This window comes from Saccharothrix sabaoui (assembly GCF_051756985.1).
Lineage (GTDB): Bacteria > Actinomycetota > Actinomycetes > Mycobacteriales > Pseudonocardiaceae > Actinosynnema.
Map to the genome: position 1 here is coordinate 45972 of NZ_JBPKJK010000004.1, position 16621 is coordinate 62592.

The following is a 16621-nucleotide window of genomic DNA, read 5'->3' on the forward strand; positions in this document are numbered from 1 at the left end:
GTGGGTTTCCTCGCGGGACGCCACGTCCTGGTCGCCGGCGCGGGCGTGACCGGTCGCTCCGCGGCCGAGGCGCTGCTGGCGGCGGACGCCGAGGTCACCGTGACCGACGGCTCCGCCGACCGGCTGGCCGCGCTGGAGCAGCTGCTGCCCGGCGTGGAGCTGGTGCCCGGCCTGGTCGCGCCGCCGCCCGGCACCGACCTGGTCGTGACCAGCCCGGGGTGGCGCCCCGACAGCCCGCTGCTGGTCGCGGCGCGGTCGGCGGGCGTCGAGGTGATCGGCGAGGTCGAGCTGGCCTGGCGGATGGGCGCGGAGCTGGCCGACCCGCCGACGTGGCTCGCGGTGACCGGCACCAACGGCAAGACCACCACCGTGGGGATGCTGGAGTCGATCCTGCGCGCGGCCGGCATCGACGCGGTGGCCTGCGGCAACGTCGGCCTGCCCGTCGTGGACGCGCTGCTGGCCGGGCACCGGGTGCTGGCGGTGGAGCTGTCGAGCTTCCAGCTGCACTGGTCGCCGTCGGTGCGGCCGTTCGCCGGGGTGCTGCTGAACCTGGCCGAGGACCACCTCGACTGGCACGGCACGTTCGACGCGTACGCGGCGGCGAAGGCCGGGGTGCTGACCGGCGACGTGGCGATCGGCGGCGTGGACGACCCGGTGGTCGCCGGGCTGCTGACCGACGCGCCCGCCCGCGCGCGCGTCGGCTTCACCCTCTCCGAGCCCGGGGAGGGGCAGCTCGGCGTGCGCGACGGCGCGCTGGTGGACCGGGCGTTCGGCCCGGACGCGGTGCTGCTGCCGGTCGCCGACGTGCGACCGGCCGGTCCGCCGGGGGTGGCCGACGCGCTGGCCGCCGCCGCGCTGGCCCGCGCGCACGGCGTGCCGGCCGAGGCGGTCGCGGCGGGGCTGCGGGCGTTCCGGCCGGGCGCGCACCGGGCGGTCGTCGTCGCCTCCGCCGGCGGCGTGCTCTACGTGGACGACTCGAAGGCCACCAACCCGCACGCGGCGGCGGCGTCGCTGCGGTCGCACGCGAGCGTCGTGTGGGTGGCGGGCGGGCTGCTCAAGGGCGCGTCGGTGGACGACCTCGTGCGCGCCGAGGCGCACCGGATGCGCGGGGCCGTGCTGATCGGCGCGGACCGCGAGGTCATCGCCACCGCGCTGACCAGGCACGCGCCCGCCGTGCCGGTGGCCGTGCTGGACGACGCGACCATGGAGGACGCCGTGCGCGCGGCCCGGTCGATGGCGCGGCCCGGCGACGCCGTGGTGCTCGCCCCGGCCGCCGCGTCGATGGACATGTTCAGCGACTACGCCCACCGGGGCCAGGCGTTCGCCGAAGCCGTGCGGGCGCTGGTCGGGGGCTGAGCGCCCGCCGCGCGCCACCGGCTCCTCACGCGACACGCGGTGGATGTTCATGTTTTCTCCGCACCCGCGGGAGACCATGGGGGCATGACTGCGGTGGAACAGCGACCCGCCGCGCGCGCGGCCCGACCACGACGCCCGCGGCGACCGTCGCGCACGTCGTTGACCGCGTGGCTGGGCCGGCCGCTGGCGGACTTCCACCTGCTGCTCGCGATCTTCGGCATGCTGACCGCGCTCGGCCTGATCATGGTGCTCTCGGCGTCCGCGCCGGGCGAGGTGGCCGAGGGCGCGTCGGCGTACAGCGTGTTCAAGAAGCAGCTGCTGTACGTGGGCGTGGGCGCGGTGGCGTTCCTCGTCGTGCTGCGCATCCCGCTGCGCAGGTTCCGGCACGGCAGCACGATGGCGATGCTCGTCTGCGTGATCATGCTGAGCCTCGTCCTCACTCCACTCGGGACGGTCGCGGGCGGCGCGCAGTCGTGGTTCACGGTCGGTCCCGTGTCGTTCCAGCCCATCGAGCCGGCGAAGCTGGCGCTGGCGCTGTGGGGCGCGCACGTGCTGGTCACCAAGCGCGCGCTGCTCGACCAGTACCGGCACCTGCTGGTGCCGGTCGTGCCGGTGGCGCTGGTCGTGTTCGCCCTCGTGATGCTGCAACCCGACCTCGGCGGCACGATCACGCTCGGCGTGGTGCTGATGAGCCTGCTCTGGTTCGTCGGCGCGCCCATGCGGCTGTTCGGCATCATCGCCGTCGCCGCGGTGACCAGCGCGGTCGTGCTGGCGATCGGCGCGTCCTACCGGCTGGCCCGCGTGCAGACCTTCCTCAACCCCGAGGCCGACCCGCAGGGCGCGGGCCTGCAGGCCCTCCAGGCGCTGTACGCGCTGGCCGAGGGCGGGTTCTTCGGCAAGGGACTGACCAACGGCAGCTCCAAGTGGCGCTATTTGCCGAACGTGCACTCGGACTTCATCTTCGCGGTCATCGGCGAGGAGCTGGGCTTCATCGGCTGCCTGCTGGTGCTGGGCCTGTTCGCCCTGCTCGCGGTGGTCGGCCTGCGCATCGCCGCCCGCAACACCGACCCGTGGATCAGGATGGTCTCGGCCACCCTCACGGTGTGGCTGGTCGCGCAGGCCGCCATCAACATCGGCTACGTCGTGCAGCTGCTCCCGGTCACCGGCATCACGCTGCCGATGATCTCCTCCGGCGGCACGTCGGTGGTCACCACGATGGTGGTGTTCGGCATCCTGGCCAGCTGCGCCCGGCACGAGCCGGAAGCCGTGTCGGCGCTGCGCTCGCTGGGGCCGGGCCGGGTCGGCGGCGCGCTGAAGCTCCCCGCCCCCGAGGCGTACAAGCCGCCGCCCAAGCGCCGCCCGTCGCGCCCCTCCACGCCGCCCAGGGGCCGCAAGGCCGCCCCGCCGCCGGTCGACGAGAGGCGGATGGCCGGCCGGCACGCCCCGCCGTCCGAGTACCGCCGCCGCGAGACCCGCCGGGTGACCCAGGACCGCGACGTCCGCTCCCGCCGCCGCGACGGCCGCTGACCCGCCCCGCCCGGCCGCCCGAGGGGTGCGGCGGTGTGGTTCCGCCCGGTGCCCGGCGAGGCCGTTGCTAGGCTCGCCCCGTCGACTCGACGAGCTTTCCCGCACCCTGGAGGTCCCCCTGTCCGGCGATCGGCTTGTCCCCAACGGACCGTGCGTGGTGGTCGCCGGCGGCGGCACCGCCGGGCACATCGAGCCCGCACTGGCCCTGGCCGACGCCGTCATGCGGCTGCGGCCCGACGCGCGCGTGGTGGCGCTCGGCACGGAGCGCGGCCTGGAGAGCAGGCTCGTGCCCGCCCGCGGCTACCCGCTGGAGCTGATCCCGCCGGTGCCGATGCCCCGCAAGCCCACCCCCGACCTGCTCAAGCTCCCCCTGCGGGTGCGCGGCGCGGTCAAGCACACCCGGGAAGTCCTGGAGCGGGTGCGGGCGGACGTGGTGGTCGGCTTCGGCGGCTACGTGGCCCTGCCCGCCTACCTCGCCGCCCGCGGCCGCGTGCCGATCGTGGTGCACGAGGCCAACGCGAAGGCCGGCCTGGCGAACAAGGTGGGCGCGAAGTTCGCCGAGCGCGTCGCCGCGGCCGTGCCCGACTCCGGCCTGACCGACGCCGAGGTCATCGGCATCCCGCTGCGCCACTCGATCACCTCGCTGAACCGGGCCGCGCTGCGGCAGCAGGCCCGCGCCCACTTCGGGCTGCACCCGACCGCGCCGGTGCTGCTGGTGTTCGGCGGCTCGCAGGGTGCGCGGTCGATCAACAACGCCGTCTCCGCCGCCGCGCCCGCGTTCGCGCAGGCCGGCATCGGCGTGCTGCACGCGCACGGCCCGAAGAACACCGTCGCCGTGCAGTCGGTGCCCGGCGCGCCGCCGTACGTGCCGGTGCCGTACCTGGAGCGGATGGACCTCGCCTACGCGGCGGCCGACGCGGTGCTGTGCCGCTCGGGCGCGATGACGGTGGCCGAGGTGTCCGCCGTGGGCCTGCCCGCGGTGTTCGTGCCCCTGCCGCACGGCAACGGCGAGCAGGCGCTCAACGCGGACCCGGTCGTCGCGGTGGGCGGCGGCCTGCTCGTCCCCGACGAGCAGCTCACCCCCGAGTGGGTCGCCCGGAACGTGGTGCCGCTGGTCGCCGATCGCAACCGGCTGGCCGCGATGACCACCGCCACCCTGAGCACCGGTCACCGCGAGGCCGACGAGGTGCTGGCCCGCATCGTCCTGGAAGTGGTCAAGAAGTGAGCGACGTCCTGGACCGGGTCCACCTAGTCGGCATCGGCGGTGCCGGCATGAGCGGCATCGCGCGCATCCTGCTCGCCCGCGGCGCGCAGGTCTCCGGATCGGACGCCAAGGACTCGCGCACCGTGCTCGCGCTGCGCGCGCAGGGCGCGGCGGTCGCGGTCGGCCACGACGGCGCGAACCTCGACCAGCTCGACGGCGGCCCCACGGCGGTCGTGGTGTCCACCGCGATCCGCGCGGACAACCCCGAGCTGGTCGCCGCCCGCGAACGCGGCGTCACCGTGCTGCGGCGCGCCGAGGCGCTGGCCGCGCTCATGGACGACCACCGCGTCGCCTGCGTCGCCGGCACGCACGGCAAGACGTCGACCACGTCGATGCTCACGGTGGCCCTCCAGCACTGCCGGATGGACCCGTCGTTCGCCATCGGCGGCGACCTGAACGAGTCGGGCGCGAACGCCCACCAGGGCTCCGGCGGCGTGTTCGTCGCCGAGGCCGACGAGAGCGACGGGTCGTTCCTGCACTTCGCGCCGTCGGTCGCGGTGGTGACCAACGTCGAGGCCGACCACCTCGACCACCACGGCACCGTCGAGGCGTACACGGCGGTGTTCGACTCGTTCCTGGAGCGCGTCCAGCCCGACGGCGTGCTCGTCGCGTGCGCGGACGACCCGGGTTCGGCGGCGCTGGCCGAACGGGCCGCGAAGCTCGGCATCCGGGTCCGCTCGTACGGCCGCACGGCCACCGGGCCCGGTTCGGCGCGCCTGGTCGACCACCGGCCCGAGGGCAACGGCGGCCTGGCGCGCGTCGAACTGGACGGCGAGGTCGTGGACGTGCGCGTCGCCGTCCCCGGCGAGCACATGGCCGGCAACGCGGTGGCCGCGCTGGTCGCCGCGCTGGAGCTGGGCGCGGACCGCGCCGGCGTGCTGGAGGGCCTGGCCGCGTTCGGCGGGGTGCGCCGCCGCTTCGAGTTCAAGGGCGTCGCGGGCGGCGTGCGGGTCTACGACGACTACGCCCACCACCCCACCGAGGTGGCCGCGCAGCTCACCGCCGCCCGCCCGGTGGCGGGGGAGGGCAGGCTGGTCGTGGTGTTCCAGCCGCACCTGTACTCGCGGACCCGGCTGTTCGCCGACGAGTTCGGCGCCGCGCTGGGCCTGGCCGACGAGGTCGTCGTGCTCGACGTCTACGGCGCGCGCGAGGACCCGGAACCGGGCGTCACCGGCGCGCTGGTGGCCGGGAAGGTGCCGCTGGACGCGGCGAAGGTGCACTACGAGCCGTCGTTCGACCGGGTGCCCGCGCTCGTGAAGGGCCTCGTGTCGGACGGTGACCTCGTCGTCACCATGGGTGCGGGCGACGTGACGATGCTCGGCCCGGAGATCGTCGGGGAACTGGACCGCCCGTGAGCACGCGGACGGCGCGTCGTCGCCCGGCCAGCACCGCAGCCGCCGCGCGGCGACGCCCGTCGCGCGGCCCGTCCCGGCGCACGGTGCTGCGCAGGCGGCTGGTCGCGGTCCTCGTGCTGGTCGTCGTCACGGCACTGGTCGTGACGGTCTGGTTCACGCCCGCGCTGGGCGTCCGCCAGGTCGAGGTCGCCGGTGTGGTGGACCTCACGGAGGCGCAGGTCCGCGAGGTCGCCGCGATCGACGAGGGCACGCCGCTCGTGCAGCTGGACACCCGCGCCGTCGCCGACCGCGTGCACCGGCTGTCCCGGGTCGCCGGCGTCACGGTCGAGCGCGTGCTGCCGTCGACCGTGCGGCTCACCGTCGACGAGCGCGAGCCGGTCGCGGTGCTGAGGGCCGAGGACGGCGCGCACCTGGTCGACGCGACCGGGCGCGACTACGCCGTCGTGGCGCAGCCGCCCGTGGGCCTGCCCGAGCTGACCGCCGCGCAGCCGGCCGCGGTGACCGCCGCGGTGAGCGTGCTCACGCAGCTCCCCGAAGGGTTGCGCCGGGAGGTGCTGACCGTCGTGGCCGGGTCGCCCGCCGACGTCCGGCTCACCCTCCCCGCCGGGCGCGAGGTCCGCTGGGGCTCGCCGGACGACACCCCGCGCAAGGCCGCCGTGCTGGAGGTCCTGCTGACCCGCAGCGGCACGGTGTTCGACGTCTCCAGCCCGGAACTGCCCACCGTGAGTGGCGACGACGAGTGAAAACCCCCACACCCGGAACGGGTTTGGCGGCGGGAAACCCGTTCGTCAGGGGCCGCCGGGCCGGCGATACTGCCGCACCATGACCAGTCAGAAGGCGGACGACCGCGTCGACGTGCCGTTCACCGGGGACGAGCGGACCCTGCTGTCGTCGTTCCTGGACTACCTGCGCGGCACGGTCGCGCACAAGTGCCGTGACCTCGCCGACGAGGACGCCACGCGCCCGGTGCTGCCCTCGCGGCTCACCACGGCAGCGGGCGTGGTGAAGCACCTGCGCTGGGTGGAGCACTACTGGTTCCAGGTGGTCCTCGCCGGGAAGCCCAGCGAGGCCCCCTACGACCGGGACGACCCGGACGTGGATTGGCGGGTCGAGCCGGGCGAGACGATCTCCGGATTGCTCGCCGACTACGCTTCGGAGTGCACGGCGAGTCGGGACCTCGCCGCGGGCCTCGACCTCGACCACGAGGTGGCGTTCCGCGGCGGCGAACGCCTTTCCGCGCGCTGGGTGCTGATCCACATGATCGAGGAAACGGGTCGGCACGCGGGACACCTGGACGCGGTGCGGGAACTGCTCGACGGGACGACCGGCGAGTAAGGACCGCTCACCCGGTCAGGACACGACACGGCGTGGCTGCTGGACCGAGGCATTCATGGTGCATAACGTCCAGCAGGAACATACGGGGTTGACACAACTCTCGACCTCTGGTTGAGAGTTTCAATCCGGGTGGAGATCCGTCCGGGCTGTGACACCGGTGGTCATCCACTCCAGCACATGAGCACGGACACGATCAGGAAGGCGGACCGATGACGCCCCCGCACAACTACCTCGCGGTGATAAAGGTCGTCGGCATCGGCGGTGGCGGCGTGAACGCCGTCAACCGCATGATCGAGGTCGGGCTCAAGGGCGTCGAGTTCATCGCGGTGAACACCGACGCCCAGGCTCTGCTGATGTCGGACGCCGACGTGAAGCTCGACATCGGCCGCGAACTCACCCGCGGTCTCGGAGCAGGCGCCAACCCCGAGGTCGGCCACAAGGCCGCCGAAGACCACCGCGAGGAGATCGAAGAAGTCCTCAAGGGCGCCGACATGGTCTTCGTGACCGCCGGCGAGGGCGGTGGCACGGGCACCGGCGGCGCACCCGTCGTGGCCTCCATCGCGCGCAAGCTCGGCGCGCTCACCATCGGCGTCGTGACGCGGCCCTTCTCGTTCGAGGGCAAGCGCCGCGCCAAGCAGGCCGAGGAGGGCATACAGGCCCTCCGCAACGAGTGCGACACGCTCATCGTGATCCCGAACGACCGGCTGCTCCAGCTCGGCGACATCGGTGTCTCGCTGATGGACGCGTTCCGCTCGGCCGACGAGGTGCTGCTGTCCGGTGTCCAGGGCATCACCGACCTCATCACCACCCCCGGTCTGATCAACCTCGACTTCGCCGACGTGAAGTCCGTGATGTCCGGGGCGGGCAGCGCCCTCATGGGCATCGGCTCGGCGCGCGGCGAGGGCAGAGCCGTGACGGCCGCGCAGAAGGCCATCAACTCGCCGCTGCTGGAAGCGTCGATGGAGGGCGCGCACGGCGTGCTGCTGTCGATCGCGGGCGGCAGCGACCTCGGGCTGTTCGAGATCAACGAGTCGGCGTCGCTGGTCCAGGAGGCCGCGCACCCCGACGCGAACATCATCTTCGGTACGGTCATCGACGACTCGCTCGGCGACGAGGTGCGGGTGACGGTGATCGCGGCCGGGTTCGACAGCGGTGGGCCGACGCACAAGAAGCTGGAGCCGCAGGTGCTGGCCGGCCCCGCCCGGGGCAACCCGGTCGCCACGGCGACCGCGGGCGAGCTGTCGGCGCCCCAGCAGCCCCCGCCGGTCGTCGCGCCCCCGCCCCCGCCCCCGCCGGTGGAGCAGCAGCCCCCGGTCGTGCCGCAGCGCCCGACCGTGCCGCAGCAGCCCCAGCCCGTGCAGGGCAACGGCGCGTCCCCCTACGGCGCGCCGCAGCCCGCCGCGCCGCGCACCCTGTCCCCGGGCCTCCCGGGCACCGGCTCGCTGCCGAACCGCGCCGTGCCGGTGACCGACGACCCCGACGACGAGGTGGACGTCCCCCCCTTCATGCGCCGCTGACCCGCGAGAGTCCAACCTCCAGGCCCCGAGAGTCCAACACCCGGGCCTAGAGAGTCCAACGCTCAGGACCCCCGAGTTCTACGTTCGGGGGTCCTGAGCGTTTTCGGCACCTGCCGGGTGCGGGTCCTGGGTGAAGAACTCAGGGGGCCTGGACGTTGGACTCTCGGGACCTGAGCGTTGGACTCTCGGGTCCTGGGTGTTGGACTCTCGGGGGTGGGGCGGGTCTGGGAGGCTTGGGGGGTGCGCATCCGTCGTGTCCTGACCACCCGTGAGGGTGGGGTGTCCAAGCCGCCTTACGACTCGTTCAACCTCGGCGACCACGTCGGTGACGACCCGGCGGCCGTCGAGGCCAACCGGAAGCGGTTGGCCGAGGGGATCGGGTTGGCGCCCGACCGGTTGGTCTGGATGGAGCAGGTGCACGGCCGGACGGTCGGGGTGGTGCGCGGTCCGGTCGCCGAACCGCTGGAGGCCACCGACGCCCTGGTCACCGACCAGGCCGGGCTGGGGCTGGTGGTGCTGACCGCCGACTGCGTGCCGGTGCTGATGGGCGACCCCGAGGCGGGGGTCGTCGCCGCCGTGCACGCCGGGCGGGTCGGCGCGCGGGTCGGGGTGGTGCCCGCCGCGGTGGAGCGGATGGTCGAGCTGGGCGCCGTCCGCGAGAGGGTCGAGGTGCTGCTGGGGCCCGCGGTGTGCGGCCAGTGCTACGAGGTGCCCGCCGACATGCGCGCCGACGTCGAGAAGCACCTCCCGGGCAGCGCGAGCAAGACCCGGGCCGGCCGGCCCGCGCTCGACCTGCGGGCCGGGCTGTGGCAGCAGCTCGCGGACGCCGGGATCGGGAAGATCGGCGTCGACCCCCGCTGCACGGTGGAGGAGCGGACGCTGTTCAGCCACCGCCGCACGCCCGGCACCGGGCGGCTGGCCGGTGTGGTGTGGGTGGAGGAGCGGTGAGCGAGCGGGAGGGCGGCGGCGTGGCAGACGGCGGCGTGGAGCGCGACGGCGTGGAGCGCGGGGCGGTGCGGGTGGACGACGGGGAACGCCGGGAGGAGCTGGCGCGGTCGCTGGCCGAGGTGCGCGGGCGGATCTCGCGGGCCTGCCGGGCCGCCGGGCGGTCGGAGGACGAGGTGTCGCTGCTCGCGGTCACGAAGACGTGGCCCGCGTCCGACGTGGCGATCCTGTCCGACCTGGGGCTCACCGAGTTCGCCGAGAACCGGGACCAGGAGGCGGGCCGCAAGGTCGCCGAGTTCGCCGAGCTGCGGCCCGGTGCGACCGCGGCGTGGCGGATGGTCGGGTCCCTCCAGCGGAACAAGGCGCGCTCGGTGCTCGGCTGGGCCGACCGGGTCGACACGGTCGACTCCACCCGGCTCGCCGACGCCCTCGCCAAGGCCGCGACGGAGCCGGTGGAGGTGCTGCTCCAGGTGAGCATCGACGGCGACGAGGCGCGCGGCGGCTACCCGATCCGTGACCTACCGCGACTGGCCGATCACGTAGCACTTACGAGTGAACTTTTTCTGCGAGGTGTGATGACCGTCGCACCCCTCTCCATGTCTCCACAGCAGGCGTTTGCCGCTCTATACGAAGCGGTAACCCGCTTGCGGGACGATCATCCCGATGCCACCGTGCTCTCGGCGGGGATGAGCGGTGACCTGGAAGATGCCATCGCACACGGTTCGACGTGCGTGCGTGTCGGAACAGCGTTGATGGGCAGCCGGAGACTAGCCTCGCCGTAACTGTCTGGAACCTCTGGGACGACCGCGACGTCCTTGCGGGTAGGGATCGGCGGAGGAAGGGCTCGAACCATGAGCGGGTTTCACAAGCTGAAGGCTTACTTCGGGATGGTCCCCGCCGAGTACGCCGACGACCCCGACGCCTACGAGGGCGAGCGCCGCTACTCGGACTACCGGTCCGAGTACCCGGAGTCCGACGACTACGAGCCGTACCCGGAGCAGCGCGGCCCCCGCCGCAGGCCGGCCGGCGCCTACCGCGCCGAGCTGGACGAGGCGGACGACTACGAGCCCGAGCGCGGCACCCGGTCGCGCCGGTCGTCGTGGAGCCCGGAGACGCACGGCGCGCTGGCCGTGGAGCCGCAGCGCGAGCCGGTGAGCAGGCTCCGCCCGACCCCCGAGCCGGCGGGCAACCCGCTGGCCCGGATCACCACCCTGCACCTGCGCAGCTACAACGAGGCGCGCACCATCGGCGAGCACTACCGCGACGGCACCCCGGTGATCATGAACCTCACCGACATGGACGACGCGGACGCCAAGCGCCTCGTCGACTTCGCCGCCGGCCTGGTGTTCGCGCTGCGCGGGTCCATGGACAAGGTGACCCACAAGGTGTTCCTCCTCTCACCTCCGAACATCGAGGTGACTGCGGAGGACCGGAGGCGCCTCGCCGAGGGCGGGTTCCTCAAGCGGGACTGAGTGGTGGCACAGTTGACGATGTGGATGCCCTCTGGCTCGTGGTCTACTACGTCCTGTTCTCGTTCTGGCTGCTGCTCACGGCGCGTGTCGTCGTCGAGCTGGTCCGCAGTTTCGCCAGGGGATGGCGGCCTGCGGGCGGGGTGGCAGTTGCTCTGGAGACCGTCTACACCGTGACCGATCCCCCGGTCCGCCTGCTGCGTCGGCTCATCCCGACCGTGCGGATCGGGGGCATCGGGCTGGACTTGTCCATTATTGTGCTGTTGCTGGTCGTTATCATTCTGATGCGAGTAGCCGATCCCAGGTGAGGGGACCGGGGATGTCCACAGCCCAGGAGTGCGTGAGGTGATCTGATGCCGTTGACCCCCGCGGACGTGCACAACGTCGCGTTCAGCAAGCCGCCGATTGGCAAGCGGGGCTACAACGAGGACGAGGTGGACGCGTTCCTCGACCTGGTTGAGGGCGAGCTCGCTCGCCTGATCGAGGAGAACAACGACCTGCGCCAGCAGGTCGAACAGCTCGACCAGCAGGTCGAGACCGCGCGTGCCGACCTCGAAGACGCCCGTGCCAAGGTCGCGGCAGGCGTCGGTCCCAGCCGAGTGGTGGACGAGCCGCGCAGGCTCGCGCCGGTGCCGCCCCCCTCGGCGCTGGAGCAGACGTCGCCCGGTGGTGGTGGGGACCACCACGTCCAGGCCGCCAAGGTGCTCGGTCTGGCCCAGGAGATGGCCGACCGGCTCACCGGCGAGGCCAAGGCCGAGGCCGACGGGATGCTGTCGGAGGCGCGGACGAAGTCCGAGCAGCTGCTGAGCGAGGCCCGCGCGAAGGCCGACACCATGGTCAACGAGGCGCGCACGCGTGCCGAGACCATGCTCAACGACGCGCGGACGCGTGCCGAGACGTTGGAGCGGCAGGCCCGTGAGAAGGCCGGTGCGCTCGACCGCGACGCGCAGCGCAAGCACGCCGAGGTGATGGGCAACATCACCCAGGAGAAGAACACGCTCGAGAAGCAGATCGACAAGCTCCAGACCTTCGAGCGCGAGTACCGGACCCGGCTCAAGACCATGCTGGAGTCGTCGCTGCGCGACCTCCAGGACCGGGGCCCGGCCGCACCGTCCGACAGCCGCCAGCCCGGTGGCTACTCGTTCGGGGCGCGTGCCGAGGCCGGCTGATCGGCGCTGCTGATCTAGTCTGCTCGACGTGCTGTTCATCGTCCTGCTGTTGGTGCTGGCAGCCCTGGGGTTGCTCGTGCCCGCCCTCACCACGACCCAGACGTTCTGGGCGTGGCTGTCGGTGGGTGCGAGCGGGGCCGCTGCCGTGGTCCTCGTGCTCGACTGGTGGCTCCGCCGCCGGTCGGGCGCCGGGGCTGCCGGCGCCGCGGCGGTCGTCGCCGACCACCAGGTTAGCGATGGTGATCAACAGGCCGGGACCGAGGGGGTGCGCGACACCCCCCGTTCACCCGATCAGGTGGACCGCTCCGACGCCGAGCCCGGCGAGGAGGACGCGGACGCCGCCGACGCGCTCGTCGTGGCCGACCTGACCGACGAGGTCAGGGTGCTCGACGAGCGACCCCGCTACCACCTGGCCACGTGCTCGTGGCTGGGGGAGCGGACCTCGCTGGGGCTGCCGATCGGGGAGGCGCGCCAGCTCGGGTTCACGCCGTGCGCGGTGTGCCGCCCGGACTCCTCGCTGGCCGCGGCCGCGCGCTCGGCCGGCTCCGGGGAACCGGCCGAGACCGAGGCGTCCTAGCGGATCAGCGGACCGACCGGTCTGCTCGACCGGTCAGGTGTTCAGCTGCTCAGCGTGGCGCGCCCCCGGAACGCGGGCGCGTCGGCGGCGCCGCAGCGCTGCTCGACCTCCACGTCCACGTCGGTGAGCGCCCCCGTCCCGGGGTCGCGCTCGACGTGGTGGACCGTGAAGTGCCCGAACACCGGGGCGCACACGAGCCCCTTGGCGATCACCCGCAGGGTCGGCTTCGCCGGGTCGGCCCGCCAGGTGGGGTCGGTGTACGTGCCGACCTCCAGCGTCGCGCCGCCCGCCGCCGCCAGCTCGACCCGGATGAGGTCGGGACCCGCGACCGAGTCCACGTCGAACTTGAGGACGCCCCCCGACTCCCAGACCCGGACGTCGTCCCCCGGGGTGGACCAGTCCACGTCCCGCTCGCCGACGGGGAACGACCCCGCCTCGGACCGGACCTCGAACGTCGCGACCCGCTCCTCGGTGGCCGAGGCCAGCAGTGCCAGTGCCGGCAGTGCCGGCGCCGGTGATGCCAGTGCCGGTGGTGCCAGCGCCGGCAGCGCCAGGGCCGCCAGCAGCAGTGCGGTGGTTCTTCCCACGGTGTCCCCCTCGTGATCGGTACCTGCCCCACCAGGTTGTCGAGCCGGCTTGTCCCGCCGCCATGGGGGGAACTACTCAAAGCGGTTTGCACCGCTCGGCTACCCTTGGTCGTAGCAAGGCGTCGATCCGGCCATCACCGGGGAGCCTCCGGAAGAACGGGCGCGAGCCCCAGTAGAACCGGACGGGTGCGGCCCGTGACAGCCGTCAACGAGAGGCCAGAGCCTTCGCGCCCTGGCAAGCGGGGTGGTACCGCGGTGCGCCGTCCGTCGGCGCGTCGTCCCCGTGAGCCGGATGGACGCACGCGAGGAGCAGCACGATGGCCTACCCGAAGGCAGGCGAGGGGTCCGTTCCCTCCCAGCCGTCCTTCCCCGCCCTGGAAGAGGGCGTCCTCGACTTCTGGAAGTCCGACGGGACGTTCCAGGCGTCGATCGACGCGCGCCCGGCGGGGGACAACGGGTCCAACGAGTTCGTCTTCTACGACGGCCCCCCCTTCGCCAACGGCCTGCCGCACTACGGCCACCTGCTGACCGGCTACGTCAAGGACGTCGTCCCGCGCTACCAGACCATGCGCGGCAGGCACGTCGAGCGCCGGTTCGGCTGGGACACGCACGGCCTGCCCGCGGAGGTCGAGGCGGAGAAGCAGCTCGGGTTCTCGTCCAAGAGCGAGATCGAGGCGTTCGGCATCGAGAAGTTCAACGAGGCGTGCCGCACCTCGGTGCTCCGCTACACCGACCAGTGGCGCGACTACGTGACCCGGCAGGCCCGCTGGGTGGACTTCGACAACGACTACAAGACCCTCGACCTGGACTACATGGAAAGCGTCATGTGGGCCTTCAAGACCCTGTGGGACAAGGGCCTGGTCTACGAGGGCTTCCGGGTGCTCTGGTACTGCTGGCGCTGCGAGACGCCGCTGTCCAACACCGAGACGAAGATGGACGACACCTACCGGGACCGGCAGGACCCGGCGGTGACCGTCGGCCTGCGCCTGGAGACCGGTGAGCTGGCGCTCGTCTGGACGACGACGCCGTGGACGCTGCCGTCGAACCTGGCCGCCGCCGTGCACCCGGACGTCGACTACGTCACGGTCGAGGCGAACGGCGAGCGCTACCTGCTCGCCGAGGCCCGCGTGCCCGCCTACGCCCGCGAGCTGGGCGAGGAGCCGCCGGTCGTGGCCCGCTGCAAGGGCGCCGACCTGGTGGGCCGGAAGTACGCGCCGCCGTTCGACTTCTTCGTCGGCCGGGAGAACGCCCACCAGGTGCTGGCCGCCGACTACGTCACCACCGAGGACGGCACGGGCCTGGTGCACATCGCCCCCGCCTTCGGCGAGGAGGACAAGGTCGTCACGGACGCGGCGGGCATCGAGGTCGTCGTGCCGGTGGACGCGCACGGCCGGTTCACCGCCGAGGTGCCGCCGTACGAGGGCCTCCAGGTGTTCGAGGCGAACAAGCCGATCATCCGCGACCTGAAGGACGCGGGCCTGCTGCTGCGCCACGAGACCTACGACCACCCGTACCCGCACTGCTGGCGGTGCGACAACGCGCTGATCCAGCGCGCCGTGTCGTCGTGGTTCGTCGCCGTGTCGAAGTTCAAGGACCGCATGGTCGAGCTGAACCAGCAGATCAACTGGGTGCCGGAGCACATCAAGGACGGCCAGTTCGGCAAGTGGCTGGAGAACGCCCGCGACTGGAACATCAGCCGCAACCGGTTCTGGGGCTCCCCGATCCCGGTGTGGGTGTCGGACGACCCGGCGTACCCGAGGGTCGACGTGTACGGCTCGCTGGACGAGCTGGAGCGCGACTTCGGCGTGCGCCCGACCGACCTGCACCGGCCGGTGATCGACGAGCTGACCAGGCCGAACCCGGACGACCCGACGGGTCGCTCGGTGATGCGCCGCGTGCCCGAGGTGCTGGACTGCTGGTTCGAGTCCGGCTCGATGTCGTTCGCCCAGGTGCACTACCCGTTCGAGAACCGCGAGTGGTTCGAGGACCACTACCCGGGTGACTTCATCGTCGAGTACAACGGCCAGACGCGCGGCTGGTTCTACACCATGCACGTGCTGGCCACGGCGCTGTTCGACCGGCCCGCGTTCCGCAACTGCGTGGCGCACGGCATCGTGCTGGGCGACGACGGCCAGAAGATGTCCAAGTCGCGCAAGAACTACCCGGACGTCAACGAGGTGTTCGAGCGCGACGGGTCCGACGCGATGAGGTGGTTCCTCATGGCGTCGCCGATCCTGCGCGGCGGCGACCTGGTCGTCACCGAGCGGGGCATCCGGGACGCGGTGCGCCAGGCCGTGCTGCCGCTGTGGAACTCCTGGTACTTCCTGGCGCTGTACGCCAACGCCGAGGGGCGCGAGGGGACCTGGCGGACCGACTCGGCGCACGTGCTCGACCGGTACGCGCTGGCGAAGGCGCACGACCTGGTCGCGACCGTGACCGGGCAGCTGGACGCCTACGACATCTCGGGCGCGTGCGCGACGGTCCGCGAGTTCCTGGAGGTGCTGACCAACTGGTACGTGCGGCGCTCGCGCGACCGGTTCTGGGCGGGCGAGCAGGACGCGATCGACACCCTGCACACCGTGCTGGAGGTGGTCAGCCGGGTGGCGGCGCCGCTGCTGCCGCTCACGGCCGAGTCCGTGTGGCGCGGGCTGACCGGCGGGCGCTCGGTGCACCTGGCCGACTGGCCGGCCGCCGCCGACCTGCCGGCCGACGACGCCCTGGTGGCGGCGATGGACAAGGTGCGGCAGGTGGCGTCCACCGCGCTGTCGCTGCGCAAGGCGAACAAGCTGCGCGTGCGGCTGCCGCTGGCGAAGCTCGTCATCGCCGCGCCGGACGTGGCGCTGCTGGAGCCGTTCGCCGAGGTGCTGCGGGACGAGGTGAACGTCAAGTCCGTCGAGCTGACGGACGACGTGGACGCGCACGGGCACTTCCAGCTCGCGGTCAACGCGCGGGCGGCCGGGCCGCGGCTCGGGCCGAACGTGCAGAAGGTCATCAAGGCCGTCAAGGCCGGTGACTGGGCCGAGGTGGACGGCCGCGTCGTGGCCGCCGGGATCGAGCTGTTCCCGGAGGAGTACGAGCAGCGGCTGGTCGCCACGGACCGGGGCGCGACGGCGGCGCTGCCGAACAACTCGGGTCTCGTCGTGCTCGACACGGTCGTGACGGAGGAGCTGGCGGCGGAGGGCGTCGCGCGCGACCTGGTGCGGGTGGTGCAGCAGGCGCGCAAGGACGCCGGGCTGGACGTGTCGGACCGGATCTCGCTGGTGCTGGACCTGCCGGGCGACGTCGACGCGGCGGTGCGCGCGTTCGAGGCGTTCGTGCGGGAGGAGACCCTCACCGAGGCCGTCGAGTACGGCGCGGTGGCCGAGGGCTCCGACGGCGTCGTGGGTGACGGGAAGAAGGTCCGGGTCTCGGTGGCCAGGGTCTGAGCTGACCGCAGGGGTCCCCGCCCGGGGGACCCCTGCTTTTATTTTGCCGGCGGGCACCGACAATCCGGGGTCCGCCGGACGATCGGGGCAGGTCG

The 16621-nt window shown here is 72.9% G+C and carries 15 protein-coding genes; 14 read left to right on the plus strand and 1 reads right to left on the minus strand.

Features of this window, described 5'->3' with window-relative positions:
- The 13 genes from murD to ACR807_RS02350 all read left to right on the plus strand — a co-directional run bounded on the left by murD (position 1) and on the right by ACR807_RS02350 (position 12514).
- Entirely contained in the window at positions 1 to 1356 is a 1356-nt protein-coding gene (gene murD / locus ACR807_RS02290) for a UDP-N-acetylmuramoyl-L-alanine--D-glutamate ligase (RefSeq protein ID WP_438919479.1), read from the plus strand.
- 84 nt (positions 1357 to 1440) lie between these two features.
- Positions 1441 to 2883 (plus strand): putative lipid II flippase FtsW, encoded by a 1443-nt coding sequence (gene ftsW / locus ACR807_RS02295; protein ID WP_438919480.1) that lies wholly within the window; start codon positions 1441 to 1443, stop codon positions 2881 to 2883.
- Positions 2884 to 2989: 106 nt separating this feature from the next.
- Positions 2990 to 4108, plus strand: coding sequence for an undecaprenyldiphospho-muramoylpentapeptide beta-N-acetylglucosaminyltransferase (murG, locus tag ACR807_RS02300; protein ID WP_438919551.1), 1119 nt, complete (start codon positions 2990 to 2992; stop codon positions 4106 to 4108).
- On the plus strand, positions 4105 to 5502 hold the full coding sequence (gene murC / locus ACR807_RS02305) for a UDP-N-acetylmuramate--L-alanine ligase (RefSeq protein ID WP_438919481.1): 1398 nt from the start codon (positions 4105 to 4107) through the stop codon (positions 5500 to 5502). The genes murG and murC overlap by 4 nt, the downstream gene beginning before the upstream one ends.
- Positions 5499 to 6245 (plus strand): cell division protein FtsQ/DivIB, encoded by a 747-nt coding sequence (locus tag ACR807_RS02310; RefSeq protein ID WP_438919482.1) that lies wholly within the window; start codon positions 5499 to 5501, stop codon positions 6243 to 6245. Before murC ends, ACR807_RS02310 begins: the two co-directional genes overlap by 4 nt.
- Before the next feature lie 79 nt (positions 6246 to 6324).
- Positions 6325 to 6837, plus strand: a complete 513-nt coding sequence (locus ACR807_RS02315; RefSeq protein WP_438919483.1) for a DinB family protein — start codon at positions 6325 to 6327, stop codon at positions 6835 to 6837.
- A 209-nt stretch (positions 6838 to 7046) separates the two neighbouring features.
- Entirely contained in the window at positions 7047 to 8354 is a 1308-nt protein-coding gene (ftsZ, locus tag ACR807_RS02320) for a cell division protein FtsZ (RefSeq protein ID WP_438919484.1), read from the plus strand.
- Positions 8355 to 8594: 240 nt separating this feature from the next.
- Entirely contained in the window at positions 8595 to 9302 is a 708-nt protein-coding gene (gene pgeF, locus ACR807_RS02325) for a peptidoglycan editing factor PgeF (protein ID WP_438919485.1), read from the plus strand.
- A 71-nt stretch (positions 9303 to 9373) separates the two neighbouring features.
- Positions 9374 to 10081, plus strand: coding sequence for a YggS family pyridoxal phosphate-dependent enzyme (locus tag ACR807_RS02330; RefSeq protein WP_438919552.1), 708 nt, complete (start codon positions 9374 to 9376; stop codon positions 10079 to 10081).
- Positions 10082 to 10150: 69 nt separating this feature from the next.
- Positions 10151 to 10771: a cell division protein SepF gene (locus ACR807_RS02335; RefSeq protein ID WP_438919486.1), complete on the plus strand. Its 621-nt coding sequence runs from the start codon at positions 10151 to 10153 to the stop codon at positions 10769 to 10771.
- A 20-nt stretch (positions 10772 to 10791) separates the two neighbouring features.
- Positions 10792 to 11076, plus strand: coding sequence for a YggT family protein (locus ACR807_RS02340; protein ID WP_233812844.1), 285 nt, complete (start codon positions 10792 to 10794; stop codon positions 11074 to 11076).
- Between the two features lie 45 nt (positions 11077 to 11121).
- A complete protein-coding gene (wag31, locus tag ACR807_RS02345; protein WP_306750664.1) occupies positions 11122 to 11937 on the plus strand; it encodes a DivIVA-like cell division protein Wag31 in 816 nt (271 codons plus the stop codon).
- Between the two features lie 28 nt (positions 11938 to 11965).
- Complete coding sequence (locus tag ACR807_RS02350; protein WP_438919487.1) at positions 11966 to 12514, plus strand: hypothetical protein; 549 nt, start codon at positions 11966 to 11968, stop codon at positions 12512 to 12514.
- Positions 12515 to 12555: 41 nt separating this feature from the next.
- On the opposite strand, the gene ACR807_RS02355 is transcribed toward ACR807_RS02350, so the two are convergent.
- Positions 12556 to 13101, minus strand: coding sequence for a hypothetical protein (locus ACR807_RS02355; RefSeq protein WP_438919488.1), 546 nt, complete (start codon positions 13099 to 13101; stop codon positions 12556 to 12558).
- Between the two features lie 317 nt (positions 13102 to 13418).
- Between ACR807_RS02355 and ileS the strand changes: the two genes are divergently transcribed.
- Positions 13419 to 16526, plus strand: a complete 3108-nt coding sequence (ileS, locus tag ACR807_RS02360) for an isoleucine--tRNA ligase (protein ID WP_438919489.1) — start codon at positions 13419 to 13421, stop codon at positions 16524 to 16526.
- Positions 16527 to 16621 lie beyond the last annotated feature (95 nt).

What these genes read in the sequence shown, in the direction of transcription:
- ftsW (WP_438919480.1), top strand. Translation starts at nt 1,441, where the DNA reads ATGACTGCGGTGGAACAGCGACCCGCCGCGCGCGCGGCCCGACCACGA.
- ACR807_RS02315 (WP_438919483.1), top strand. Translation starts at nt 6,325, where the DNA reads ATGACCAGTCAGAAGGCGGACGACCGCGTCGACGTGCCGTTCACCGGG.
- ftsZ (WP_438919484.1), top strand. Translation starts at nt 7,047, where the DNA reads ATGACGCCCCCGCACAACTACCTCGCGGTGATAAAGGTCGTCGGCATC.
- ACR807_RS02335 (WP_438919486.1), top strand. Translation starts at nt 10,151, where the DNA reads ATGAGCGGGTTTCACAAGCTGAAGGCTTACTTCGGGATGGTCCCCGCC.
- wag31 (WP_306750664.1), top strand. Translation starts at nt 11,122, where the DNA reads ATGCCGTTGACCCCCGCGGACGTGCACAACGTCGCGTTCAGCAAGCCG.
- ileS (WP_438919489.1), top strand. Translation starts at nt 13,419, where the DNA reads ATGGCCTACCCGAAGGCAGGCGAGGGGTCCGTTCCCTCCCAGCCGTCC.